Source organism: Bacillus sp. NPDC094077 (assembly GCF_050279465.1).
GTDB lineage: Bacteria > Bacillota > Bacilli > Bacillales > Bacillaceae_G > Bacillus_A.
This window is the reverse complement of record NZ_JBNNUF010000002.1, coordinates 275373-302231: the sequence shown is the minus strand read 5'-3', so window position 1 is coordinate 302231 and position 26859 is coordinate 275373. Positions and strand designations below refer to the sequence as shown.

Here is a 26859-nt window from a genome sequence, read left to right as displayed (position 1 = left end):
AGCGCTTACTTAATAAACGATTAAATAAATAAAAAAGTTACGGGGCCATAAAAAAATAATGTTTATGTTCAAGAATTCGCGGTCATAAATATGTTATGTACAATTTTACGTGAGGAGGAACAAATTTGCCAAAATTAACAATTGAAGGCACTGGAACTTTTGAAGTGAAAGAAGGAACAAAGTTAGTATTAGCGATTGAAGATAACGGTGTACACATACTCCATCGTTGTGGCGGGAAAGCACGTTGCACTACTTGTAGAGTAGAAATTATAGCGGGTGATTTCTGTGAAGCGAGCGTGAATGAAAAACATGCGATAACGGAAAAAGGGATTGAAGATTATTTACGCCTATCGTGTCAAATGCGTGTACATAAAGATATAGTCGTTCGTCCTATACTTACAGTAGAAAATTCAGGTTTAGATGCCGGTCCACGTCCAGCGGAGTAAAGTGATGAATTTAAAACAACTCGCCGGCGAATATGCCGCTAACTTTGTAAAAGATGGAATGAAGGTTGGGCTTGGTACAGGTTCTACGGTATTTTGGACAATACAAAAATTAGGTCAATTTGTAAAAGAGGGATTATCATTTCAAGCTGTACCGACATCAAAGGAAACTGAAGCATTCGCACAACAACTAAACATCCCGCTACTTTCGTTAGATGACATACAAACTCTTGACCTTACAATCGATGGAGCTGATGAAATTGATTCTAATTTACATCTGATAAAAGGAGGCGGTGGTGCATTACTTCGCGAAAAAATTGTTGCCTCCTCCTCTAAAGAACTAATAATTATTGCTGATGAATCAAAAGTTGTGACACGTTTAGGTACTTTCCCATTACCTGTTGAAATTGTACCTTTTTCATGGAAACAAACAGAAAATAAAATTCAGTCTTTAGGTTGTCGAACAAGGTTACGTTTGAAAAACAATAATACATTTATAACCGATAACAATAACATGATTATCGATTGTATATTCCCTAATAAAATATCTACTCCTGGCAAATTACACGAACAATTAAAAATGATTACAGGTGTAATTGAAACAGGATTGTTTATAAATATGACTAGTAAGGCGATTATCGGATCTGAAAATGGGATAAAGGAATTATATTGAAAGCTGACTTTTTCAAGTCGGCTTTTATTCTTTTTTTTATAACGCTTCTTTATGATATACTATGAAAACACAAGCACATCACACTAGAAAGGGCTGAACAATTTGCAATCCAAACTCATAACAGAATTTACAGATTTAGAAACTGCATTTCATATTCGAAAAGAAGTATTTGTAAAAGAACAAGGTGTCCCACTTGAAGATGAATTTGATAGATTTGATGAAATCGGCGAAGAATGTAAACATATTTTAGTTTATTATAATGAGCTTCCTGTAGGCACAGGTCGTATACGATTTGTTGATGGCGCCGGAAAATTAGAACGCATTTGTATTTTAAAAAACTATCGTAAATACGGATTAGGTAAAGTAATCATTCAAACGTTAGAAGAGATTGCTCGTAACAAAGAAGCTACAAAAGTGAAACTACACGGTCAAACACAAGCTGAAGGATTTTATAAAAAATTAGGCTATCAAACTTCTTCTGATATATTTATGGAAGATGGCATTCCGCATATACTTATGACGAAAGTGTTATCATAATAGAAATGGTACTATATGAAGCTACATTATGTATTTCATATAGTACCATTTGTTTGTTTCATAAAGCTTCTCATACTATTCACCGACTACAACATCAAAATTAGTAATCAATTCTGTAAACAAATGATGAAGAAAAATCTTGCGTTGACTTGTGACTTTTAACTTCATATTTTTTCAGTTATCTTATTTGGCATACATTTACTTACTGCACCTACATATTTTTTTAAAGGAATCTACCAAATAAATCCCGAATTTCAAAAGTTAAGGAACTATAAGTTTTTGGGTTGGAAAATTCATATTTGGAAGGGAGTTACAATGAACGAGCTAGAAAAAAAAATACTCAAACTAATTAATGAACTATATCCTTTAGATTTTAATAACATTAAATCCATAACAAATGAGATGTATCAATGTCTCGCCGAACAAGGCACTTACTTCGTTAGAATTACTAACTATAAAATGTATGAAGAACAGTTAGAAGAAGTTACATATACGAACTTTTTACATCAAAAGGGCTTAGGAGTCCCTCCAGTAATACCTTCTTTAAAGGGGAGTTTAGTAGAGAAATTAACATTAGACAAAAAACTTTTTGCTGTATTATATAAAGTTGCTCCTGGTATACATTTACCAAGAAGTAAATGGAATTCTAATATATTTAAAAAGCTTGGTCAAAAAATTGGTAAATTACATCGTATATCTAAAAACTTTGAAAGTATCGAACCAGTAAAACATATTAATAATTGGTATGAAAATGAAGAATATAATTTCCTTAAGTATATCCCTAAAGAAGAGACTATTATTAGAGAAATTGCATCTGATGTTTTATTTTCCATTAAAAAACTGACAAAAACATCTACCAACTACGGCCTAATTCATGGAGATTTATGGCTAGAGAACATTTTAGTTGATAATGATTTAAATTTAACAATGATTGATTTTCAAGACTGTGAGAAACATTTTTACATATTCGATTTAGCAGTTCCAATTTATAGCGCGATAGAATATTCTTTTGCTGGAAATGGAAATATTGTTGATTATGAGAATTCTATTACAAAAGCAATACTTGACGGGTATCAAGAAGAAAATGAACTACCTAGAGAAATGATAGACAAGCTTCCATTGTTTGTAAGATTAAAGGAGATATTTGAATATAGTTTAATGCATATGTATTGGAATAAAGAAGAATTAACTGAGGAACAAGTACGGATAATGAACCTTTATAGATTAAAGCTTGAAAACAATCATTCCTTAATTAAAATGTAAAGCAGATGTTGTTTAACTACTGTTTAACAATAGTTGAACAACATCATGTAAAAAACCGATTTTTTTAGGAGTGTTTTACATATCATCTTTTATTAGTTGCGTTTCTTTCACGTGCCTTTTCATAGTTAAAATTGCTTTACACAAAAATGTTATACCTAATAGAGCAAAAATGATACTTACAGGAATACGAGCAATTTGCGGAAGATAGCGCGGAAGGAAGAAAAGACGCACTTTTTCATCCACACCCAATATTTCAAAGATTATCGGTACTATACTTTGGTGAACTAAAAAAAAGAACCCCATAAATACAAAAAAAACAACAAAAGCAAGTTTTTTCTTAGGTAATTCAGTCGCTTTGTTTTGAACTTTCTTTTTTTGAATATCCCTCTTTATTTTCATCCCACTTTTCATTTCAAATAACAACTCAGGGCCATTTTTTTCAAGTTTTGTGTAAGCAATGCGCCCAAATAGCCAAGCTAAAAACACTCCCGTACAAATCCCAGTCGGTACACCTAGCCATTGTAAGAACTGTACACGTAGTGATGTTCCAAGCCATACAACTAATAAAGCTGGTATTGCTGTTGCTAACACCATCACCATCATGAGCCACGTAGTTATAAACATCTTACTCGCATTCATATCGTCACCGGATATTATGGTTCCCCTTCCCCGACGATGAGGATCAGTAATTGGAATTAAGTTAACTACAGAAAATAACACAATAAGGCCTACTGCCCCACCAAGTAACGCCGGGATTACTGCATATATCCATGGATAAACGAAAGTAAGCCCGCTAAAAAAGGTAAAAATTATTGTAGTTAACATTGCCACTGGACCAATAGCTATCACCCAAGCTAGTTGACGACCACGCACATCCATCCTTTCTGCGCCAGGTGTCACCAACGTTAACCATAATGCACTTCCATCAAAACCATATAAATTACAAGCGAACATACTTGTAAATAAAATCATAATTACTCCCGCCCAAGGCATTAAGTATGGTATATCAGCAATTGTAACTAAAATCCCATAAAATACGCCTATCCATATGCCCATCCGCAGGAATCGGCCTCGTTGTGGATCTTTCCCCCAACTTTTTAGCTCCTTAGTTACGATTGCTCCTATTTTAGTTTCTAAAAAGATTTTAAAAACTTTTCTATAATGCTTATTAGTAATTTCGCCTTGGATTTTTTTAGAATCTCTCACTGTACTTCTAGTCAATAATGTAGTCCATATAAATAAAAGGAACCCGCAAAATATTGTTATTGCACTTAAGAAAACAAAAGCTAATAACCAATTAGATTGACTTGCGTACTCTACAGCAAGTATCGTCCAACTAGATGGAATCATGTAAAGTAGCGCAGTATCATTAAATGTTATCCTATCGATTACAGGAAGTGCATACCAGCCCACATTTAAAAATGCAACGATGAAACCGATGATCATCGCTCCCATTTCCATACCGACTCTTGATTTCATCGTCTCACCCATAATACTAACTATTACTTTTGATAACAGCACTACAAAAACTAACTGTAAAATAATTGCCGGAACTGCTACTATAATTGCAAATAAGCTAATTCTGGCTGCATAAATTAACAATCCTATGAAAGCAAAAAAACTAACTAGTGGTCCTAACCCTATAAAAGCTACAACAAGCAGTGTCCTAGTAAGTTTATAAGTGCTGAGCGGAATCAACACAAAATATTCAGGACGTAATATTCCGTCTCCCCCAGTAAGCATCGGACCAATAATCCATCCTACTGTCCAAATAGCGAATGTAACGTATAGAATACTTTTTGATATGGTTTGTTCCGTAGGATAAAAAGAAAAAAGTAGAATTGTTCCAATTGCTAGCAATAAACCAACTAATCCTGCCGTAATAAATAGAACTGCCCTACCACCATTCATTGAATGTTTAAGTATTGATAACTTCATTTGAATTAAAACACTAACCAAGACAGTTCTCCTCCTTTAATAGTAGGACTGCCTACTAATCGAACGAAAATATCCTCTAGTTTTTCTTCACCACAAACATCTTCCATCTTGCCTGACGAAAGTACTCCCCCTTTCGAAATAATCGCAACGTGGTCACAAAGTTGTTCAACTAATGCCATGACGTGACTTGAAAATACTACAGAACCGCCTGAACTAACAAATTTCTGTAAAATCTTTTTAATAGCAGTTGCAGAAATAGGGTCTACCGCCTCAAATGGTTCATCGAGAACGAGTAATTTTGGTGCATGAAGGAGCGCAAGTGCGAGACCGATTTTTTTTCGCATACCAGTAGAATAATTGATAACTAGAGTTCCCTCAGCATTATTTAACTCTAGTACTGTAAGTAATTCTTCTGTTCGCTGAGCAACTTCCTTCACATTCATTCCTCTTAACAATCCCATATATGTCAATAATTCGCGACCAGTAAGTCTTTCTGGCAAAGCTAATCCGTCTGGTAATACCCCAATCAGTGTTTTAGCTTTTTCTGGATTACTCCAAACATCAATTCCAAAAACTTTAACGTTCCCGCCATCTGGTCGTAACAAACCGACAGCCATCGACAACGAAGTAGTTTTTCCTGCGCCATTAGGCCCAACTACTCCGTAAAAAGATCCCCTTGGAACAGTTAAATCAATTTGATTTACTGCAATAAATTCACCGAACTGTTTATGTAGTTTTGAAAGTTGTAGAGCAGGAGAAGATTTCTCAAATTCAGCATTAAGTGAAATCGGTTCAACAGTTTTCATAAAATGGACTCCTTCTTTACTATTTTATTAACTGTACGCTAATTCCAATAATTTTACTCATGCATTTGTATTGTTAGAATATATAGAGATTTTTTCTTTAATTACAATACTGAATTACCAATTTATTTAGTAATTCATTGTTTTTAACTGATACCTTTTCAGTTAGCTTAGCTGCAATAATAATAGGAGCCCATTGAAAAATCTCTTCTCTTGATAAGCCGGTATTTCTGCAATATATATGCAAATACATTTCAGCTAATTCTACTGAAGCTTGAGCATACAGTAAATATGTACGAAATACATCTGCACGAATATCACCTGAACTAGCATCTACCCAATCTATAATCTTCACGTTCTCATGACTCAAAATTAAATTGAATGGATGGAAATCTCCATGACATAACCTAGAATCAAATACAATTGAATTTAACCTTTTCAATACATTTTCCTTTTGATTTTCATCCAATTTATGTACAGATTTAATTTGGCGCTCTAACCTTTCCCTCATTGATTCCATTTCATCTGTATTCACACATATAGCATGAATCTTTTTTTGTTCATTAACACAAATACTGATGTAATGCTCTGCTTTATTTAGATTATTAAGTAAGAGATCACCAATACTTTCCCCTTTTACGTACTCCATAATAATAGCCTGTCTATCTTGTACTTTTGTCACTTCAAATACGTTTGGAACTGGCAGTCCGCATGAATAAGCGTATTTTTGTTTTTTTGCTTCATTAATAGACTCTGTATTTGGAAGGTATTCCTCAAATAATTTAATAATTTTATTTTCATAAAGATATATCTTCGCAGTATTCCCCTTGGCTATTGGCTCATCTAAATTCAAGTTTCTTCCTCCTTAAAAGATATAGTCCTACTCCTGACCCCCATGTTTTAAATTCACTGCAATGTCAGGAAATCCTTCTGCTCAAATAAATGCCGTTATTGCATCAATCTTTGAAATTACAAAGGTTATATACGTATTTGAAATAACATTTATATAATCTTTTTACACAGCTATAAAGATTCTTAAATAAGATTAACAATATTTTGTTTCGTTCGACTTAAATAATTGTTATTTTTAGTAGAAATTAATATACCAATCGGAATTTTAGAATTTAAATTTTAAATCTTAAAGTATAACGTTACACTCGTTTATTGACGAAGCGATTTTCAATAAAAAACATCTTATCATTAGAATTCAAATTTAACAGGTCTTAAAAAAAGTTCTTCTAACGTATCTTTTGCATCTTTACTTTCAAACAAAATCTCATATAAAGCGTTACTAATTGGAAGTTCAACATTATATTGTTTAGATAATTCTTTCAATGCTTTTACTGTTGAAACTCCTTCTGCCAATTTTTCAAACTTTTGACCTAAGACAAACGCTTCTCCGAATTTTCGATTATGACTATGTAATGAGAACAATGTTGCCTCATAATCTCCTAAATGACTCAATCCATATATCGTTAAATCATTTCCTCCCATAGCTGTAACCAAACGTGAAAGTTCCCTGGCCCCTCTAGCCATTAGTGAACCTTTCAAACTGCTGTAATTCAATCCATCCAACATTCCTGCGGCGATTCCCATAACATTTTTTGTAGCAGCTCCTATTTCATTGCCAATCAAATCTTGTCCGTAGTAAAACCTTATTAAATCACTATTAAACTCCTGCACAATCTTCTTAGTGATACCAATATTCTCGGATCCAATCACCATACAATTCGGAATGCCATTCACAAAATCCTGTACATGTCCAGGTCCTACCCAAACAGCTATATTGGTATTTTTTCCAACGATTTCACCAAATACTCGAGAAAGCCTCTTTCCACTTGTTGCTTCAAGTCCTTTCATACATAAGATGAAGGTTTTCCCTTGTACTTCATTAATTAAGTTTAGTTGATTAGCAAATGAACGTAATTCCTGTGCACTAATCGATATAATAATAATCTCCGCAAATGAAATTGCTTTATGTAGAGAATTACTTAGCTCGATATCTTCTGAGAGCTTAAGATAATCATTCTTTCTTGTTTCATTTAATTCAATGTAATTTCTTGAGTTTTCTCTCCCCCACAACATTACATTATGACCAACTTTGTTAGCATACCAAGCTATAAAAGTACCCCAACGTCCACAACCAAGAACTGAAATATTCAATAATCTCACCTTTGTCTTTATAAATTTTTTACTATGTTTTCCTTTACATGAATGGTTTACTTATATTGTTCAATATTGGATAAACATTAACAAATATCCTTCATCTTGTGCAACTAACCTGTTCGTTAGTTGCACAGGGAATAATGTATATTCCATACAGCTCTAATTAACATAAGGCGACATTATCAGTAGTCAACAATGGATAGAATTTTCTTTATGGGGGATTTTGATTTTTTAAGTTGATGGATGTGTGGTGCTACCCCATCGCTATCAAGCTAAGCTCATACAGCGTCAATTATAGTAGAGGTTGTTTCTTTTTTTGTAAAGGTTATGTGTAGGGAATTTAAAGATTTGCATACGAAATAAACCCTAACTGGTTTCATTTTTTTGATTTAAGCCGCTTGATTATCAGACATGGTACATTTGTAAACGACACCTAATATATCAAAGACTGTTTTCTTCTCATATCGATGAGATTTTCTCCCGTTTTGCTGTAGGAGGTTGAACAGGCGAATTAGAATCTTTGATAGCTCTTAAGAGTTCGTAAGATATTTTGGGATAAAAAGCTTTGAATTTCTTGAACAAATAATTGTAATTCATCAGATACAGAAATAGACATACAAAAACGCCACCCTTTCCTATGATTCTACAGAAAGAATAGCGTATTTTTTTATTTTAGGGGGTATTTTGTTTTTATTCAGAAATTTCTAAATTAACTTGCTTTTTATTTAAAATTGCAATACAATCGAGTTAAATAAATTTAACCAGTAAAAAAAAGGATGATGTATAATGAAACAAAAGGCAATTTCCATTATTGAAACATACGATCAATTAAAAGTAATAAGCGATCCATTACGTACAAAAATGCTTATATACTTAGTCGAAAAGCCATATACAGGTCATCAACTTGCCCAGCTTTTAAATCTTTCTCGCGCAAAAATACTCTATCACCTCCGCGAACTAGAAAAACACAACATCATTCAATTAGTAAAAAAAGAAGAACAGGGAGGGAATATTTTAAAGTACTATCAGGCTGTTTCGCGTGGCTTTATTCCTGCAAATCACTTACTTCACTACATGGAATCGCAACAGGCAACAAGACAATCCTATTTAGAAGTATTACATCGTGCGCAAACAAGAGTATTAACTGCTCCAGATACTTCATTCGATTTAACATCTTCCCATGTTGAAGATTGGCCAAGTATCTCGATGCAAACAGAATTTTCATTAACAGAAGAACAATTTATAAAGTTTTTAAATCAGTATAGAAACCTTGTTAAAGAAACTTTAGCAACTTCCACAGAAACTGATACTAATAAAAACTTTTATGTTACAATCACAGGTTTTGAAATTGATCAACTGCTTTTTAACGAAGATTTATAATTCATTATTTGTGGGGAGGAATATTCTTTGAGTGAGCCTTTTATATCACAACAAGTTCAACCTAAGTATACAAGCATGTCATTATTTAAAAATCGTGCATTCTTATTTCTTTGGTTATCTAGTACCTCTTCTTCTCTTGCTCTTTCAACCTACCTATTTGCAGAGCAATGGTATGTTATTCGAGCTTTAGGTCAGGAATCAGCACTTGGGATTGTCATGATGGTAACTCTAATCCCACGAGTCCTCCTAATGACTGTTGGAGGTGTATGGGCAGATCGCTTAAAACGTTCAAAAATTATGTTGGTTTCTAGCTTCACGCGTTTTTTACTGGTTTTTGTAATGATTACTTTATTACATTTACATCTATTAAATTTATGGTCGTTACTGTTTTTTGCACTACTATTTGGAATTCTGGATGCTTTCTTTTCACCAGCGAATCAGTCTCTTCTTCCTCTTCTAGTCCCAAAAGAGATGTTAACTCGATCTAATTCCTTTATTCAAACTTCCAATCAAGTTGCAATGTTTGCCGGACCAATGATAGGTGGCTGGATTATTACAGTTAGTTCTTTCTCGGCTTTATTTCTCTTCGTTGCTTGCTTTTTACTAATTACATCCGCTTTCACATTATGTATTAAAGAAAAAAATTCTTCACCATCCTCTAAGCAAGCATCTACCAAACAAGAGCTATTAGAAGGTTTTCAATATGTATGGAACATGCCTTTTTTAAAATCTATACTTTTTATTTTAATGACAATAAACGTCCTCTTCTTTGGCCCTTTACTTATGGGAATTCCATTGCTAGCGAGCCAAGTATTGCATGGAAAGGCAGTTGAGGTAAGTCTTTTACAAAGCTCTTATCAAGGAGGAATGCTAGGAGGCGCTTTATTGATCGGGCTTTTAAATATTAGGAAAAATAGAGGTCTTTCTATTCTAATACTTATTTCTTTTCTTGGTATTTTTCTTTCTCTCCTTGGTCAAATGTATGTTTTATGGCAAGGAATCCTTTTACTTGTGATAATGGGTTTCATGTCTTCTATGATTAATGTACCACTGGTGTCTATTATTCAAGAAAACAGTGAAACAGATAAGCTAGGGAGAGTTATGAGTTTCGTAAATGCCTCTTCGAATGGTTTAGTTCCGCTATCTTATGCTTTTGTATCTATATGCTTAACATTTGGCATTTCTATATCTAACATTCTACTATGTTGCGGCTTACTCATAACTATCTTATCCATTCTTTTTATAACAAAATATAAAATTGTACGTGATACAAATTAACTAAACAGTGCAGTGTTTCTAGAAACTAAATGTTGGTTCCGGTTAAGCAGGTGGAGCAATGCTATTTATAAATGTACTAAAAAATTTTCCCGTATTGGGTGTACAGAGGTATATTATTTTTATTGGAAATAAGTATATTATTCAGTATTAGGGGATGCCCATCAACTTAAGATTTTGAAATGCCCCATCGTCATCAATTTAAGATATCGGTTGATCCTATAAACGAAAAAACAATCTAAATTTACATAAATAACTATCAAGAGATAAAAATTTCGTTTTGGGGGTACTTCAAAATCTTAGCTTGATGGTGATGCGGTGCTACCCCACATCAACTTAAAGTATATGTTTATACAAAGGTTGATGGATGTGTGATGATACCCCTATTAATAAACTATAAAAAAGATTGATAAAAATAAGCTATTTTACCTCATGCAAATACATGATTTTGCAAAAAAACTCATTTTTTTACATATAAAGAGTTCAACCCAAATTATTTTATCGTTTTTATCAAACTTTATATTAATTCCCAAAATGATTGGTTCGATTAACTATCTTTCTTTAAATGATGGTTTGGTCTTTTCTAAAAATGATTTAGTACCTTCTCTGAAGTCCTCTGTGGACGCTATCAAACCGAAATAATCTGCTCCAAGACGTGCCGACTCTTCTAAAGTTAAATTACCTCCCCGATGAATTGCCTCCCAAGTCATTTTTACTGCGATAGGAGCCTGAGATAGAATTTCTTGGATAAGCGCTTCTGCCTCTGATAATAATTTATCAGGCTCAACAGTCCTATTAACCAGTCCTATTCTATATGCTTCGTCTGCGCTTATCGCGGTTCCAGTGAGCAACAGTTCTGTAGCACGCCCCTTACCTATAAGTCTGGGCAATCTCGTAGTTCCTCCAAATCCGGCAACAGCTCCAATACGGACTTCAGGATGTCCTAATCTAGCATGATTAGCACAAATACGAATCGTACAGGATTCAGCTAACTCAAGTCCACCTCCTAGTGCAAATCCGTTGATGGCAGCAACAACCACTTTTCCTAATGACTCGATTTTATGAGTAACCGCAACAGCCAACTGAGCTAAATCCCGTACTTCTAGTGGAGTGGCTTTATTGAGAAACTGAATGTCAGCACCTGCGGAAAATGCCTTTTCTCCGGCACCGATAATTATCAATGCTTTTACACTTGAATTAGTTTTAACCCTGTCCAAGGCGGAGGAAAGTTGCTCCAGAACATCTCGGTTTAACGCATTTAGTGATTCCGGTCTGTTTAATGTAATTCTTGCAATACCACTTTCCTCAGTGTAAAGGACGACACTTTTGTTTAACATTTTAATCCCTCCGATAGTTTAGTGTGCAGACACAAAAGGCTACTAATTTCTATCGCTTCTTTTATAACATTAAGAGAGGATTTTTACTGAGATGTCATCACCGACTGATTGCTCGTTCATAAGTGAGATTATATTTAGAATATACTGCACAACTCAAAAAAGTTTTTTATTCATCAATTTAATCTCGTAGAATGCCCTTGTGGCGAAACATCTTGCATTTTTAAACACGACTAATATTCAGACACAGAACCTATCCCACAGACCTCTTTAAACCGCTTTCAATATAAAATGTTCTTCTTTGGACATAAAAATCCTCTTTAGGAAAAAATACTTAAGGGGGTAAAATTTCACAAATTCCTTTTAAAATGTCGCGCCTTTCTTCTAAACATCACATTTTTTTAAGGGTACAGACTCATGCCCATCAAGTTAAAATTTTGTAGCATCTCAGAACGAAATTTTACACCCTCTTGTAACAAGACATCTCATTTTATCGTTTTGGGGATGAGCTGTTTTCTTAGCTTGATAGACATGTGGCGGTACCTCTAAAACTATTTATTAATACTCAAATGGTAAAATAGACATTAAATCTACTTCTTCAGTTTCTTCATCATGATTCATTGTTACTTGTCTGTCATCTACTAATGTATCTTCCAAAGATATATATGTTAGTATTATTGCTGCGTAATTTTTCTGTCTAACTTTTCGAGTTCAGTTCATTATATTTTCTACTTTGTCTTTATATACAACATATTCTTTCCTATCCACTACTGCTACCACCGCAAGTTCATCTTTTGGATTAAATGAAAGCCAGTCAGCCCACATGTTTGTATTTGGTCCTCCACTCCACATATTATGAACAGTGTTTTTAGTTAAATTCATAACTTTATATTACTCATATACTTTTATAGGTGTTGCTATTAGCGTCATGAAGTGCTTTGGTCACGCACTCCTATTTTTTATGCAAAGTAACGATTTTATTAAATTATCATTGGATTAATCATCTTTAAATTCGTTTGACATACATGAACATTAACCGGAAATTATACTACCTCCGGTTGCTTTTAGAAGGAAAGTGCCTGTTATAAACAACAGGTCCTTTTTATTTTCATTCTTCATTTCATTCAAATAAAGATTTTATATAAAAACTGCACCTATATTAGAAACATACATACAATAATCATATACATCTCATTATTAGTCATTGAGCGCCTTTTAAGGAGCTCTTTACTTTTTTCAAAGGTACGCACCATTTCATAAAACAAACATATATTTACATGAACGAGACGTTAACTTTATATAGACATGTACAATTTTTGTGAATGTTTTTTTATTTCAATACATAATAAGGATTTTTCTCTGTTTTTTTATCTGAAACATATAAATAAGAATGTAGTAAGTATCTTGATTATTTTGTGAAATTTACTAAGGTGCCTGTACAAGGTGCTCTTTTTTGGTACATATTTTCGTTTCAAATAACTATTTTATTAAAAATCTTTAATGAGCTAATCCTTACAGTTTTGTAATATTAATGTCACTAAAATCAATTTTTTCACTATAAACTCTTAACTATAAATTTCCATTTAACTACTCTTTAAAACATTGGATAAATATTTCAAAACAGGACGAGATAAATATGAGGTAAACCTATAGTTATTCGAGAAACGGGCGCTTTAATGGAGGAAAGATCACAAAAATGATCAAACTTTTTTATGAAAGATAAATATTCAATCTCAAAAGTGGAATCCATTTTAATCAAACTTTATTTCAAAGCTACAATTATATTAGCTTTTTAAATCAAATTAAACTTACCACTTTCTATTATAGGATAGAAAGTGGTAAGTTTAATTTACTTGGAATATCAGAATGAAACTCTGGTGTATACACAACAGAAAATGAATATCCCTGCTGAAGAAATGATACCTCATTATGTTTACATTCAAATGGAACACTATTTTTCTTAAAGTTATGTTGAATTCGTTGTAGAAATGTGTAATCTGGTGTTCCGAAAGAAACATGTACTTTCGGTGGTAAAGCTTTCATCGCAATTGGAATCCAAGGTCGCTGCCACCAGGTTGCAACTATATATGCAGTTCCACCTATAACAAAGTTAAAAATATCCCCATCTTCCATCGTTTTCATATCTAGATTTGATTTCAACCATTCCGTAAATACAGGTACACTTTTAACCGGAAGACCAAATTCCCTTACGTATAAAATGTGTAACGGTGAATGCGGGACTAGTACTTTTTCTTGAACATAACTATGTGCGATAATTTCGAGAAGATTTCCATCACCGTCTTTAAAGTATAAATTGAATAGACCGTTCTCCTCACCAATTGTATTTCCATCTTTCCATTTCACAATAAGTAATCCAGACTTTTCAAGCCATTTTGCTATTTCATGAAATTTTGAATATGGAATCTCAAAAGCGAAATGCGCAGGTGCTATTGGCTCATACACCTCTTGAAAGCTAATTGTTGTGTAAGGTGTTACTTCAAATTGGATAAATGCTTCTGTTTCTTTTTTTATTGGAAAAGATAATATATCCTTATAAACTTGTTTTACCCCTTCTATTGAAACCGTTTGTAGTTTTATATCTGAAATATGTGTAATCATTTTATATCCCCCTATTTCATACTATCTATTTGTATTGTATTACAATTATAAATAGATAAAATCAAACCGAAGGATGGATTTTTCATATAGAAACTACAACTTTAGTATGAATATGTTAGCTCCAATGACTTTTTATTTCTGCAATAACAACTTCTGGTTTATCCCAGTGCAACATGTGTGTTGTATCAGGGATTAATTTTACTACACCATCAGTTTTCTCTTTAAAAATATTACCTGTCTTATCTCTATAATCAGCCCAAATTTGTGGAACTGTAGCTCGAAGTAAAACAATATTAGATGGTAACTTCTCGTATATATCAATCGTTTCATCCTTATGCATACCTCTTATAATATTGCTAGCTGTTCTCCCCCTCGCATGCCAACATACGTTATTATCCATTTCTATACCAAGATCCTTTACTGCAAGCTCTAATAATGGAGACCATCTAGTATAAGCTTCTTTTTCACTTTTAAAGAATTCATCCCAATTATTAAAAACATATTCATCAAAATCCTTTTCGTAAAAAGCGATTTCCTCTTGAAGTGTTTCTTCTTGAAGTCTTTTTGTTTGATATCCCCCATCGATAAGAATACTTCCTAATACTTTTTCTGGATTATTTAATAAATAATATAACGCGACGAAGCTTCCCCAAGAATGAGAAAGAAAATAAAAACGTTCAATTTGAAGTGCATTTACAATTTCGTTTAACCAATGCGCTAAATTTTGCATCTCATAATCTTCCGTTCGTTCAAATGGAGCTGTTTTACCATGTCCTGGTGCATCGATAGAGATAAATCTATAATCTTCTTTTAATTTCTCTGCAACTTCTATAAAACTTAAACTCGTACTTCCTAGTCCGTGTAAACAAAAGATAACGGGTTTATCATTATTCCCCCACTCAGTAATATGTACGTTTAGTTTATCGTTATTCATAAAGTAACATTTCACAACAATTATCCTCCATATTTAAATTTTACGATTAACACATTATATATATTTCTATTATTTTCAAGATTTCCCTGCATTCTTTTCTACACAAAAAAGCTGATTTCCTTTTAAAGAAAACCAGCTTTTACGTTCATATACAGTATGATTTAACAGCAATAATCATAAACCTTTTTGAATTCGTACAAATACCTTTTTCAGAACTATTAGCATCAATGAACTTTTGTAAAATATTAAAATCCTCTTCCTCTTCCCCAAAATTAGGAATAATAGGCGTATGTTTTAATAAGAAAATGAGATCTTCAGGAGTATTGTAATAATCAGTAACATCATATTCACGTACTTGCACGAGTTCAAATCCCGCATTAATAAGTTCACTCATATACTTTTCTTTTAATGTGCCATCTCTTTCGCCTAAGCATTGTCCTCTTCCAAATTCTTCTTTAAGGTCCAATTTATCATGTTCGCATACTTGTTGTGTTAAGAAAAAAGCACCTTTTTTCATGACTTTTGCTAATTCTGATGCTACAAATGGTGCATGACAACTTGAAACAATATCAAAATAAGCATGCGGAAACGTTAAAACTTCAGAATCCATTTGAAGAAACTCAACGTTTTGTACACCTGCTTTTTTTAAGTTGGAATGTGCTTTTTCAATCATGCCATTTGAATTATCTATTCCAATTAGTAATTTAGCTGCAGATGCTATGTTAAGTACATTCTCTCCTCCGCCTGTACCAACATCAAGTAGAATATGTGATGGTTTGCATCTTTCTTTTACTTCGCTATAAAAGTCCCATGTATCTCCTACAGTTTCACATTTTATTTTACTAAAATCCCATCCATTTAATCTTCCTACTTTATCATAAAAGTTTTTATACTCTAATTCGTTCATTTTATTATTTCCCCTTTGTAAACATGCATGAAATGTTTCATTCTGATTATGCCGAAATAGACTCTAAGTTGATATTTTCATAAAAGGGCCTTCGTCTCCTTTTATATCTGATACGCATTTTTTCAACCCCAAACAACTAGTTACTTCGAACGATACAGTATTTCATCTATACCACCTCATTTTGAAGACTACATGTATAATAATCTATAACATTATTTAATTATATAAAATACAAATTATTAAAACAATATATCCCCACACGCTATACATAGTTTACATAATAATTTTATTGTTTGTTTTTATCGATAAATTCTAAATGTCCTCTTCCCCAACCACACATACTATCTAATACAGTACTGACTGTTTTTCCATGTTCAGATAAGCTATATTCCACTTTAGGTGGTATTTCTTGATAAATTTCGCGTTTTATTAGTTGATCATGTTCTAGTTCACGAAGTTGCTTCGCTAATGTTCCTTGAGATATGTCTGGTATTAATCGCTTTAATTCACCAAACCGTTTCGTTCCATCTGTTAATAATATAAATAAAATGAGTGTTTTCCATTTACCACCGATTATTTGTAATGGTGCTATTGAAAGTTTAGGGAAAGCTTTAGCTGTTGAATTAGCTCCGATTAGAGTTAATGTTGTTTCTCCTGGAACGATACGAAGGGAAAATGAACAAAACGAAAAAAGGCTAGCTGCTTATGAAGGTTATAAGTCTCTTTCTCTTGTACAGAGACCTGGCTATAATGATGAAATTGCACATACTGTCATGTATTTAATGCAAAATAGTTTTACTACAGGTAATGTATTATTTCCGGATGGAGGATACACATATCATTGATTACAATAAAAATAACCCTCCTTATATCACCTTGAGTTAAGGAGGATTCTGTTTAAAACAAAGATTATACTAGATGTAAAATCATTTAGGTGAATCTCACCTCCAATCTAAAAAAATTCATTTCCACCCTGCCCTCTTATTTCAAAAATTCAGCTTATAAAGGTAGGATTCAACAAAGTCTTGCAGAATTCTATATTTAATAAGTATCGGACGGATTATTTTCAAATTCCTCTAGCATAAAGGTGGTTCATAAAATTGTGAAATTGAAACAGGAAAGAAGTATTACTGTAAAAACAACTTTTTCTAAAGAATACAAGATTTTCATTTTTGGTTTATTCATTTCACGTATCGGAGATTCACTATATACCTTTGCATTACCTTGGATTGCCTATCAATTAACCGGTTCGGCAGTTATCATGAGCTCTTTATTTGCTATTAACGTATTGCCAATCGTCATATTTGGCCCTGTAGTTGGCGTTGTTGTAGATCGTTATGATCGGAGAACGCTACTTTGGATAGCCGATATAACCAGTATTTTTTTAGTAAGTCTCGTGCCGATTCTACATTTATTACATCTATTAGAAATATGGCACTTATACGTAATTACTTTTATTTTAGCAGTTATGTCTATGCTTTTTGATGTAACAACTGTTACAGTTATTCCGCAAATTGCTGGAGCAACATTAACAAAGGCTAATTCTCTATATCAAATGGTCAATCAACTATCTAGTCTTTTTGGACCTATGTTAGCCGGTCTTTTCATTTCTTTTATTGGTGGTTTTCAAGTTCTTTGGATTAATGTTCTTTCTTTTATTGCAACATTAATTGCTGTGCTACTCTTACCATCAATTAAAACTTTAAACAGTAAAAATAATGAAAAGAATACGGTTCAAAATATACTAGCTGATTTGTTTGATGGATTCAAATGGCTCAAAAAAGATCGGTTAAATATAGCTTTATCTCTTCAAGCTATGGTAGGAAACTTTGGAGCAAGTGCTGTCTTAGGTGTACTCATGTATTATTTATTATCGACATTACATCTTACCTCAGAACAAAGTAGTTTTAATTATACTTTCATTGGAATAGGGGGCCTTTTAGGAAGCTTAATTGCAATTCCTTTAGAAAAGAGATTACGGCGCGGTGTTCTTATTCCTTTACTCCTATTTACCGGAACACTTGGGTTAACTATTGCACTATGGAGTACATACTGGCTAGCGCCTGGCATCGCTTTCGGTATCGCAATGACCTGCAATATTGCATGGAATACGATTGTAACCTCAGTTCGTCAAGAAACCGTTCCATCAAATATGCAAGGGAGAGTTTTAGGATTTTCGCGTGTACTTACTAGATTAGCTATGCCACTTGGAGCATTAGTAGGAGGCATTATTTCAGCTTATAATCCTGTTTTTGTATTTGCTTTAGCTGCTTTTACTAAATTAATAGAAGTCTTTATTGCATTATTTAGTCCGATAAGAAAACTTTAGTGGAGGAACAAGTGCATATTGTACTAGTAGTTGATGAATCAAATCATTATATGTTTTAAGATATTAATAAAAAAAGGCATAAAACATGCCTTTTTTTATTACTTATTTGTTAATCGGATAACAAACCTCTGTAACCCACTTATTAGGATCCGATTCCATCGCTGGACTAACATGATAAATATTAAACATTGGTCCTACTAATTCGTAACCCTCTGTCTCAATCCATTTTGCCACAGCCTCATTTACGGCTGTCATTTGTTCGTAACTTCCGTTAACAGTTATAGATGCCACCTTCATTGGCTTCACCTTTTTAAAATCAACATCTCTTGTATTTTCATACTCTCCTAAAATATTTAGTTGTACTTCTACTTCTACATCATTTTCTTTATATTCATGATCATGGAAGATAGCGATACTATAACTCGGATTAGCAATATTAATATTTTTAATATTAATTTCTTGCATTAATATACTCCATAAATCTCCTTCACAATTATATGATGGAATAACTTTTCTAACACTAGCTACATTTCTCTCTGGAAGTTCTTTTATTGAAACATGATAGTTCATCTCACCAACATCCTCTCTCATCGTTTTCATTGAGGCTTCGAGGAGACGTAATTGTTTTTGGAGATTATTCATGTCTTCTTTAATTTGGGCACTATGAATTAGAAATTGCTCCTTTATACTATCTATATTATCGCATTCTATTATTTCTTTAATGGTAGCGATATTAAACCCCATATCTTTTAACGTTTGAATTCGATTTACTTTCTTTAACTGGGCTGCTGAATAATATCGATAACCACTCAGCTCATCGACTTTTACTGGTTGTAATAATTCCACTTTATCGTAGTGTCTCAACATACGTATACTAATGGAAGATAGTTTTGAAAAATCTCCTATTTTAAACATAGTTTCCTCCTATACATTAAATCTACTTCGAAGCTCAACTTCATCTTAAACAATGACATTGTGTGAGAGTCAACTAAATATAACGGCTTAAATTAATTACCCTTATATTTTCGTACCTCTTAAGGCAATTAAGATTGAAATTAGTCCGTTCACAGCTAATAAAGTTACTATAATACTAGTGAGTAAAGCTACATCTGCTGCGAATATTTTAATCGTGTGCCATGGTGAATTAGTGCTGTAAGTAAGAAGTGGGATTAAAATAATAGATAATAGTAGAAATAAGCTCCCTACGAACAGCCAATTGAGCTTTTTACAAGTTTTCTTATGTTTATACTTTTTTATTAACATAATTGATGTAATGAAAAGTGTGAGTGTAACTATCGACATAACAATTTGTGTGAATGGTATGCTTTTAGGGGTATCAACTGGTTCCTCTCCATTCAAAATACTAATAACCCCCTTCTTCAATTCCGATAGTGCTGTTTCTTCTAATACATGATTTTTATTCGTTAAAATCACGCCACCCCAGCCGCTTTTATTTAAAGTAAACATTTCTGCACGAGCATCAGGCGTTGATCCTGAATGCCAAACCATCGTTTCATTTCCATCTAAATTTGTTGTTCTTAATCCAAATCCATAATTTTTTTCTGAATCTATTTTATAAAGCGGAGATAGATAAAGATCCATGTTTTCTTTCTTTAAAAATTGAGTATGTTCTTGACGATTCAAAAACATAATATATTGAATCATATCTTCTAAATTTGCAGTAATATAACCATATGGTGTCCCAGCATTATCATAGGACACTACACTTTTTCTTGATACGCCAAACCAAGATTGATAGCCTGTTAAATAGCCTTTTTCATATGCACTATCCTTATTTGCTGCCGCACCATTCATTTTTAATGGTTGGAAAACATACTTTTCCATATATGAAGAATATGTTTCATTTGTGACTTCTTCAATAAGTGCACCTAAAACAATATAATTCGCATTACTATATTGATACCTTTTCCCTGGTGAAGCAGTTAATTTTACATTTGAAAGTTTCATTACATTTTCTTTTAATGCTGTAGAACTCTTTGATTGCTTATCTGATAATGCTAACCCTTCAAATGTATTTATTCCGCTTGTATGTGTTAGTAGATGTTGGATTGTTATATTTGAGGCTAATTGCGTATCTTTTACTTTAAACCACGGAAGATGTTGTTGAACTGAGTCCTCTAATTTTATTTTTTTATCTTCAATTAATTTCACTATAGCTAGACCTGTTAGTGATTTACTTAATGATCCTATTGCAAATGGTGTTTTACTAGTTACAATTTTTCCAGACTCTCCAGTAATCCCCCATGATTTTGCGAAGAATACATCTTTATTATGTACAATCGCTACGGAAGCCCCTGGAATGTTCTGTTCCTTTAAAAATTTTTCAATATACTTATCTAAAGTAACTTTAATATTTTGCTGGGCGTAAACTTTTGGATGTACGATACATAACATTAATACATTACAAAGAATACAAATTAGAAATACTTTATAGATAGTTTTCTTCATTATACTTTAGATAACTTTCTTTTTTTATAACTTACTAAGCTAATAAATACTAATATAGAGAGCGTAAAACTAATCATTATTAATACTGAGTTCCACCACTGATTCTCTGCTATTCGATATAAAAGATTATAATTAAATGTATTTTTACTATTAGTTGGAGTAAATGATTCAGTTAAAAATATTGAAAGTGTAGTTTGTGAGATGAGGTAAGTACTAATTGCGATAAATATGCCGCCTAGGATCGATGTACTAAATTTTCTATTTGCATTTTGAAGTTGTTTCATTTTAACTTGTAGGTCAATTTCATTTATTTCTAAAAAATCTTGAACAAATAATTGAGGGGTTCCTAGATCATGAATACTATCCTCACCATTTTCACGACATTCCTGAATATGCTCTAATATTTGTTGTTTAATATTTTCCCTTTCTTCTATACTTATATCGTATTGCTTTAATTCCTTAAGTACGTCAGTTAAAAATTGCTGTTCTTTATCGTTTAATTCATTCCTCATTTCAGAAGGTCTCCTTTCAAACCGCTTTTTAATAATGTTTGAATATCAGATTGCAATTCTAACCACTCATTAATTTTCTTTTCCAGATGCATTTTCCCATTTTCATTAATTTCATAATAAACCCTAACTTTACCACTGTCTGTTACTTCTTGATAAGTATTAACCCACTCTTGATTTTTCAACTTAGTTAAAATCGGATAAATACTTCCTACTCCTTTCAATTTTAAATTGTTCACTTCAAGCTCTTTCATAATTTCATAACCATAATTTTTCTTTTTCGACAAAATAGATAACACACACATTTCCAAATGACCTTTAATTAAACTTGTTCTGTCCATGGGATAAATTTAACAGAAATATATACTTCATTCAAGTATATATTTCTGTTAAATTTAAAAAATCAGATAATAAATCACCTATACGCACTCATAACAATGTTTATCTCTCATGTTTCTACTTTTATACTATAATAATTATGTAATATATTAATCATTGATCCTTTTTAATATTCATTCTTCCATTAGATATATAGCGAAATTAAAATGTTAAGGAAGTAAAAATAATTAAAGGTCCAATTTCTTAATTTTGACATTAAGAAATTGGACCTTCTTTCATTACTTTGGAATTTTCATAATGCGTTATTACATTCATCTTAGTGGAAAGATTAAATTCTTCAGCAAGTTTTTCACGAATCTCTTTAAAAACACCTGTATGAGTACCAATCGTTGAACGTGGATTAGATGAAATTGATGATTTCCCTGAAAAAAGTACTAATGGCATTTCTTCCATCTTAATAGTACTAAAATTAGTTTCCATAATATTAGGAAATAAATATTGATATTCAGCTTTTGGTAATAAGGAAACTAGGCGCTTCTTTGATTCTTCAACAATTGTTTGGCAAAGAGTTGTTTTTCCAGATTCAGGACCTATTAAATGGAATGACTGCATCTAAGTCATTTATGTTATTTGCAATTAATTGATTTACTTTCATATTAACCTCTATTCTTATTTTCCTAAAAAATCATTTTTACAATATAATAATTACACAATGAATATTACCTATTATACAATTATCCTTTCACTTCACGAATCCTAACCTTATATTTTTCAAACCATTGTTGCCACTCATCTTTTGAAAATTCTTTCTCTTCTCCTTCTAAAACGGAAGAAAAAAGATCTAAACAAATATGCCAACCAGCTATATCTTTCGGTGTATGATCTGTTAATTCATGAATAAATTCTTTAAGTAATAAAAGTGAACCTTTTTCCTCTTTATGTATTTCAAATCGGACACGATCTTTATCCCATGTGAATTCAAGTACTGAATTTAGTTGACACTCTAAAATATCAATTTTTATAAATGAACCATCCATCATGTCAAACTTTATAATTCCACCAGTTCTAAGGTTTTCAATCTGCAAATTAGACATCCATTTTTTAAGCTTACTGTTTTCCGTTAAAACCGACCAAACTTGCTCTATTGTATAAGGAAATTGGCGTTCAAATTTTACAATATACCCATCAGTTAGTTTCCCTATTTCAGCTAACATATTTATTGCCCCCTACTCTCATATAGAATATATGTTCTCATTTCATTTTACACGAATTTATATGTAAAATAAATCTCTATACCAATTAAATATTAATTTAATGTGTAAATGGTAGTTCGAACATTGATTGACTTATTATATATTGTAGAAATTAATATATATTCTCTCCATGAGTTTATTACAATAGGCGCACCTCCAACATTTTCATGAAAAAATTCGCTAAATAAAACTCAACATGAGAAAACGTTAATTTTTATACTCTATATGATATTTTCAGTAGATATTTGAGAAGAATTTAGTTTAATGTAAATGGTGTTGAGAAGAGCTTGTATAATATCCAATTCGAATTATGTAATGTTGAGAATCCCTTATCATATGTGTCCTCTCCCTTATTGAACGGAGGATTACAGCACAAATAAAAAAAGCCGCATTTGCGACTCATGAACTTATAGAACTAGCGCCTACTTTAGTTGAATGACTTACCGTTTAATCGCATCAACAATTAGCGATGGAAAACCAAGCCTATCGCCTTGATTTCTAGAATCATACCTTTTCGAACGGAAAATAACACCGTCGTTCGCATCCCATTCATTGTAATAAAATTGACCATTTTCATCACAATATTCAAGTAAAACTACCTCGAATCCAGCAGTTTCAAACATTTTGGTTAATGTTTTGTAATTATGAACGATTTTATGACTTGCAGCTGGATGGTCTTTCGGGCCAGGTCCGCCTATTTGAACTATATTTTGGTAGGTTTCATCTGGGAAAAATGCATCAGGGACGCCGCATCGAATATGACCTGATGGTTTTAAAAATTTATAACAAATTTCAGCTGCTTTTACACCTTCTTCAAAATTAAGATGTTCCCATACATGCTCAGCTAAAATAGCTGAAATTGAATTGTATTCAAATCTTTCTTCCCATGTGGTTTCAACTAATAAATTGAGTTCATCTTCTTGAGTTTGAATCCAACCTGGGTTATTATTAAACGCTCCATCTCCAACTACTACTTTAATTTCGTCTTGTTTTATTGCCATCACTTTCACCTCATACTAACTTTAATTCATTAATATATTCTATGTTTACTATAATCTTTCCTTCTTCAACTAATTACGAAATATATAATTTCAGAAATTACTCACCTAATATGACTGGAATGTTTAAATTAATTTCTGAATGAACTAAGAAGCAAATTGGATTTGTTAAATAGCAATTCAGTTGGATAGAGTTTTTTTGAATCTTCCGCGAGAGGACGAATTGTTAAACGTCATTAAAATAGATCGATTATTATAATAACAAACGGATTAAGGAAAAATTAAAAAGCATGAATTCGGTACAATACCGAACCCATGCCCTAAAAGTTGTCTAATAAAACAACCTGCCTAACTTTATGGAAGCAGTTCATTATACACAGCTGTTTTTTAACTATTTATACACGATTTTTCTTACAGAAATATAACACACCAAACATTAGCATGACACCAATCACATAAAAAATTGTTGTTCCGCTGCCACCAGTATTTGGAATCACCCAATTATTCTTCGCATTTTTCACTGTTATTTTTTGTGTCCTTACCGCCTCTGTAATTTCTACCTTGATTGGATCTCTAAGTAACATATAGCCGTTTGGTGCTTTTATTTCTTTAATCGTATATTTTCCAAGTACTAATTGCTTAGAAATCACCTTCCCTTTTTCATCCGTTGTTAATCTAGCTACTTCTTTACCTTCTTTATTCAAAACTTGAAATACAGCACCTTTTAGTTTTAAATTGATATCCTTGTCATCAACTTTCTCAATTTCAATTTGCCCACCCGGATCTGGCAATTTCTTATTTCCTATTTTAATTTCTACCACTGCATCTTTTTCTACTTTTACACCTACCTTATCTTTCAATAATTCGTAATCTTTAGGCGCTTCTATTTCCACTAACGTATAGTTACCTACTAGTAAATTTTTAGATATTGCTTCTCCCTTTTCATCTGTTACTAACTCTCCAACTATTTTTTCATTTGAATCTACAATATTAAATTTTGCTCCTAGTAGCTTTGTATTTGTATTGCCCGTATCTACCTTCACCAGCTTGATTTTCCCTATTGGATCTGGCAATTTCTTATTTCCTATTTTAATTTCTACCACTGCATCTTTTTCTACTTTTACATCTACCTTATCTTTCAATAATTCGTAATCTTTAGGCGCTTTTACTTCCACTAGTGTATAGTTTCCTACTGGTAAATCTCTAGATATCGCTTCTCCCTTTTCATCTGTTACTAACTCTCCAACTACTTTTCCATTTGAATCTTCAATATGAAACTTTGCTCCTGCTAGTTTTTTATTTTCATTGCTCGTATCTACTTTCACCAGCTTAATTTTCCCTATTGGATCTGGCAATTTCTTATTTCCTATTTTAATTTCTACCACTGCATCTTTTTCTACTTTTACACCTACCTTATCTTTCAATAATTCGTAACCTTTAGGCGCTTCTACTTCCACTAGGGTATAGTTTCCTATTGGTAAATCTTTAGATATCACTTCTCCTTTTTCATCTGTTACTACCTCTCCAATTACTTTTCCATTTGAATCTTCAATATGAAACTTTGCTCCCACTAATTTTTTATCATCATTATTACTATCTACTTTTTTTATTTTTATTTTTCCTTTACTAGGCTTGTTCCAATTTTTCCAGTTAAATTTGAAATTGTGAAATTCAAATCCTCCAGTTTGTTGCACCGTACCGACAAATGCTTGTCCATTGATTGAACCGCCTTTTGTTTCTAACACAGCATTTGGAGCAAATACACTTCCAACGACACCATACCCCTCTGTTGTGATCTTTTTCGCATTAGGAAAAGCCCAAATCACTTTCCCATATAGCTCAGTAAACGGTGAATCAGGAGAGTAAGGTTGTGAAGTAGGAATTATATCAGTAGCCCTTCCAATATTGTTCGTGTCATATAAAATAGACCCATTTTTAAAAGTAACCTCTATTGCATCCGAATACATAACAATATAATCTTTGCCCTTAGCATTGGGTAAAAATACATCTCTTACATCTAATTTTGTTTTTCCTGTCAACTCTGATGAAGCATAAATATTAGGATTGTTTATATCTCTTCCGATACCAAAACTCATATTTGGAATTGGAGTATTCGTTTTATATTGGCCTGCATTTTTATTGACTTGGTTCACTATGTTGCGGAATTCAATAAATTTCGCATCAATTTCTTGTTTTTCTTTATAAACAATACAATCATAAGAAGATTGTATGATACGATCTGGATCACTCTCTTTTGTCATTACGACTATTCCGTTTTGAATGATAAAAGATTCCTCTCTTGATTTTTTTAATTTTCCAGACAATAACAAGGACGGATATCCCTCATCACTCCATTTTTCACCAACCATATTAGATGTTCCCGCCGCTGCACCTACAATCGTATAACCTGATGCATCCATATGACCTTGAACTGCGATTGCCCCTTCAATGTCGCCACCTACTGCTTTATGGTTACCAAAGACAACTGCATTATAACGCGAGATATCACCTAAATCTTCTAAGTTTATCGTGGATCCATATGCTTCTTTTGGTACATATACGCCAAAACTTACACATATCATTAACAAAACCATAAAATGAATACTTACTAGCTTTAATCGTAGCCTCAATTCCCTTGTTCCCACCTTTACCGTTTTCTTTTCTACAATTGAATAAAGTGAACCTTTTAC

The 26859-nt window shown here is 32.5% G+C and carries 24 protein-coding genes and 5 pseudogenes; 9 read left to right on the top strand and 20 right to left on the bottom strand.

The genetic code is table 11. From position 1 onward, the window contains the following. The first annotated feature begins 125 nt into the window (after positions 1-125). The 4 genes from ACQKNR_RS06310 (at position 126) to ACQKNR_RS06295 (ending at position 2916) form a co-directional block, all read left to right on the top strand. Positions 126-446 carry a 2Fe-2S iron-sulfur cluster-binding protein gene (locus ACQKNR_RS06310; RefSeq protein WP_427316213.1) on the top strand — a complete coding sequence of 107 codons (321 nt, stop codon included), beginning with the start codon at positions 126-128 and terminating at the stop codon, positions 444-446. A 4-nt stretch (positions 447-450) separates the two neighbouring features. Further along, positions 451-1116, top strand: a complete 666-nt coding sequence (gene rpiA, locus ACQKNR_RS06305) for a ribose 5-phosphate isomerase A (protein WP_427316211.1) — start codon at positions 451-453, stop codon at positions 1114-1116. Between the two features lie 102 nt (positions 1117-1218). Then, positions 1219-1653 carry a GNAT family N-acetyltransferase gene (locus tag ACQKNR_RS06300; RefSeq protein ID WP_427316209.1) on the top strand — a complete coding sequence of 145 codons (435 nt, stop codon included), beginning with the start codon at positions 1219-1221 and terminating at the stop codon, positions 1651-1653. Between the two features lie 315 nt (positions 1654-1968). Next, positions 1969-2916, top strand: a complete 948-nt coding sequence (locus ACQKNR_RS06295; protein ID WP_427316208.1) for a phosphotransferase enzyme family protein — start codon at positions 1969-1971, stop codon at positions 2914-2916. Between the two features lie 75 nt (positions 2917-2991). Here ACQKNR_RS06295 and ACQKNR_RS06290 read toward each other — a convergent pair whose 3' ends face one another. The 6 genes and pseudogenes from ACQKNR_RS06290 to ACQKNR_RS06265 all read right to left on the bottom strand — a co-directional run. Further along, a complete protein-coding gene (locus ACQKNR_RS06290) occupies positions 2992-4875 on the bottom strand; it encodes a hypothetical protein (RefSeq protein WP_427316206.1) in 1884 nt (627 codons plus the stop codon). Continuing rightward, positions 4860-5660: an ABC transporter ATP-binding protein gene (locus tag ACQKNR_RS06285; protein ID WP_427316204.1), complete on the bottom strand. Its 801-nt coding sequence runs from the start codon at positions 5658-5660 to the stop codon at positions 4860-4862. The genes ACQKNR_RS06290 and ACQKNR_RS06285 overlap by 16 nt, the downstream gene beginning before the upstream one ends. A gap of 97 nt (positions 5661-5757) precedes the next feature. Continuing rightward, positions 5758-6510 (bottom strand): aminoglycoside phosphotransferase family protein, encoded by a 753-nt coding sequence (locus tag ACQKNR_RS06280; RefSeq protein WP_427316202.1) that lies wholly within the window; start codon positions 6508-6510, stop codon positions 5758-5760. A 182-nt stretch (positions 6511-6692) separates the two neighbouring features. Then, positions 6693-6788: pseudogene (locus tag ACQKNR_RS06275) on the bottom strand (LysR family transcriptional regulator); the annotation flags it as partial. A 69-nt stretch (positions 6789-6857) separates the two neighbouring features. Beyond that, positions 6858-7829 carry an NAD(P)H-dependent glycerol-3-phosphate dehydrogenase gene (locus tag ACQKNR_RS06270; RefSeq protein WP_427316200.1) on the bottom strand — a complete coding sequence of 324 codons (972 nt, stop codon included), beginning with the start codon at positions 7827-7829 and terminating at the stop codon, positions 6858-6860. 383 nt (positions 7830-8212) lie between these two features. After that, positions 8213-8353: pseudogene (locus tag ACQKNR_RS06265) on the bottom strand (IS4 family transposase); the annotation flags it as partial. A 256-nt stretch (positions 8354-8609) separates the two neighbouring features. Here ACQKNR_RS06265 and ACQKNR_RS06260 point away from each other — a divergent pair. Together ACQKNR_RS06260 and ACQKNR_RS06255 are read left to right on the top strand one after the other, a co-directional pair. Beyond that, positions 8610-9203, top strand: coding sequence for an ArsR/SmtB family transcription factor (locus ACQKNR_RS06260; RefSeq protein ID WP_427316198.1), 594 nt, complete (start codon positions 8610-8612; stop codon positions 9201-9203). A gap of 27 nt (positions 9204-9230) precedes the next feature. Next, positions 9231-10481, top strand: coding sequence for an MFS transporter (locus tag ACQKNR_RS06255; RefSeq protein WP_427316196.1), 1251 nt, complete (start codon positions 9231-9233; stop codon positions 10479-10481). 548 nt (positions 10482-11029) lie between these two features. Here the strand turns inward: ACQKNR_RS06255 and ACQKNR_RS06250 are convergent. From ACQKNR_RS06250 to ACQKNR_RS06225, 6 genes and pseudogenes are all read right to left on the bottom strand, one after another. Then, positions 11030-11815, bottom strand: coding sequence for an enoyl-CoA hydratase/isomerase family protein (locus ACQKNR_RS06250; RefSeq protein WP_427316194.1), 786 nt, complete (start codon positions 11813-11815; stop codon positions 11030-11032). Between the two features lie 708 nt (positions 11816-12523). Next, positions 12524-12703: pseudogene (locus ACQKNR_RS06245) on the bottom strand (hemolysin BL-binding component precursor); the annotation flags it as partial. Positions 12704-13633: 930 nt separating this feature from the next. Then, positions 13634-14431, bottom strand: a complete 798-nt coding sequence (locus ACQKNR_RS06240) for a VOC family protein (RefSeq protein WP_427316192.1) — start codon at positions 14429-14431, stop codon at positions 13634-13636. 115 nt (positions 14432-14546) lie between these two features. Then, positions 14547-15380 carry an alpha/beta fold hydrolase gene (locus ACQKNR_RS06235; protein WP_427316190.1) on the bottom strand — a complete coding sequence of 278 codons (834 nt, stop codon included), beginning with the start codon at positions 15378-15380 and terminating at the stop codon, positions 14547-14549. Between the two features lie 130 nt (positions 15381-15510). Then, the gene (locus tag ACQKNR_RS06230) at positions 15511-16272 is read right to left on the bottom strand and encodes a class I SAM-dependent methyltransferase (protein ID WP_427316189.1); all 762 of its coding nucleotides are present in this window, start codon (positions 16270-16272) and stop codon (positions 15511-15513) included. A gap of 286 nt (positions 16273-16558) precedes the next feature. Then, entirely contained in the window at positions 16559-16906 is a 348-nt protein-coding gene (locus ACQKNR_RS06225; protein ID WP_427317001.1) for a winged helix-turn-helix transcriptional regulator, read from the bottom strand. Between ACQKNR_RS06225 and ACQKNR_RS06220 the strand changes: the two are divergent. Further along, positions 16851-17117: pseudogene (locus ACQKNR_RS06220) on the top strand (SDR family oxidoreductase); the annotation flags it as partial. The gene ACQKNR_RS06225 and the pseudogene ACQKNR_RS06220 overlap by 56 nt on opposite strands. Positions 17118-17374: 257 nt before the next feature. Beyond that, complete coding sequence (locus ACQKNR_RS06215) at positions 17375-18601, top strand: MFS transporter (protein ID WP_427316187.1); 1227 nt, start codon at positions 17375-17377, stop codon at positions 18599-18601. Positions 18602-18703: 102 nt separating this feature from the next. Here the strand turns inward: ACQKNR_RS06215 and ACQKNR_RS06210 are convergent, their stop codons facing one another. The 7 genes and pseudogenes from ACQKNR_RS06210 to ACQKNR_RS06180 all read right to left on the bottom strand — a co-directional run bounded on the left by ACQKNR_RS06210 (position 18704) and on the right by ACQKNR_RS06180 (position 24172). Continuing rightward, positions 18704-19516, bottom strand: a complete 813-nt coding sequence (locus ACQKNR_RS06210) for a MerR family transcriptional regulator (protein WP_427316185.1) — start codon at positions 19514-19516, stop codon at positions 18704-18706. A 102-nt stretch (positions 19517-19618) separates the two neighbouring features. Next, positions 19619-21070 carry a serine hydrolase domain-containing protein gene (locus ACQKNR_RS06205; protein WP_427316183.1) on the bottom strand — a complete coding sequence of 484 codons (1452 nt, stop codon included), beginning with the start codon at positions 21068-21070 and terminating at the stop codon, positions 19619-19621. Continuing rightward, a complete protein-coding gene (locus ACQKNR_RS06200; RefSeq protein ID WP_427316181.1) occupies positions 21070-21582 on the bottom strand; it encodes a hypothetical protein in 513 nt (170 codons plus the stop codon). The genes ACQKNR_RS06205 and ACQKNR_RS06200 overlap by 1 nt, the downstream gene beginning before the upstream one ends. Then, positions 21579-21920 (bottom strand): PadR family transcriptional regulator, encoded by a 342-nt coding sequence (locus tag ACQKNR_RS06195; protein ID WP_427316180.1) that lies wholly within the window; start codon positions 21918-21920, stop codon positions 21579-21581. Before ACQKNR_RS06195 ends, ACQKNR_RS06200 begins: the two co-directional genes overlap by 4 nt. 310 nt (positions 21921-22230) lie before the next feature. Beyond that, positions 22231-22573 (bottom strand): annotated as a pseudogene (locus tag ACQKNR_RS06190) (excinuclease ABC subunit UvrA); the annotation flags it as partial. 79 nt (positions 22574-22652) lie between these two features. After that, complete coding sequence (locus ACQKNR_RS06185) at positions 22653-23132, bottom strand: SRPBCC family protein (RefSeq protein ID WP_427316178.1); 480 nt, start codon at positions 23130-23132, stop codon at positions 22653-22655. Positions 23133-23611: 479 nt separating this feature from the next. After that, positions 23612-24172 carry a class I SAM-dependent methyltransferase gene (locus tag ACQKNR_RS06180; protein ID WP_427316176.1) on the bottom strand — a complete coding sequence of 187 codons (561 nt, stop codon included), beginning with the start codon at positions 24170-24172 and terminating at the stop codon, positions 23612-23614. A 242-nt stretch (positions 24173-24414) separates the two neighbouring features. Here ACQKNR_RS06180 and ACQKNR_RS06175 point away from each other — a divergent pair, with 242 nt between their 5' ends. After that, on the top strand, positions 24415-24504 hold the full coding sequence (locus ACQKNR_RS06175; RefSeq protein WP_427316999.1) for an IS3 family transposase: 90 nt from the start codon (positions 24415-24417) through the stop codon (positions 24502-24504). A gap of 60 nt (positions 24505-24564) precedes the next feature. Here the strand turns inward: ACQKNR_RS06175 and ACQKNR_RS06170 are convergent, their stop codons facing one another. Continuing rightward, the gene (locus ACQKNR_RS06170) at positions 24565-26799 is read right to left on the bottom strand and encodes an MSCRAMM family protein (protein WP_427316174.1); all 2235 of its coding nucleotides are present in this window, start codon (positions 26797-26799) and stop codon (positions 24565-24567) included. Between the last annotated feature and the right edge of the window lie 60 nt (positions 26800-26859).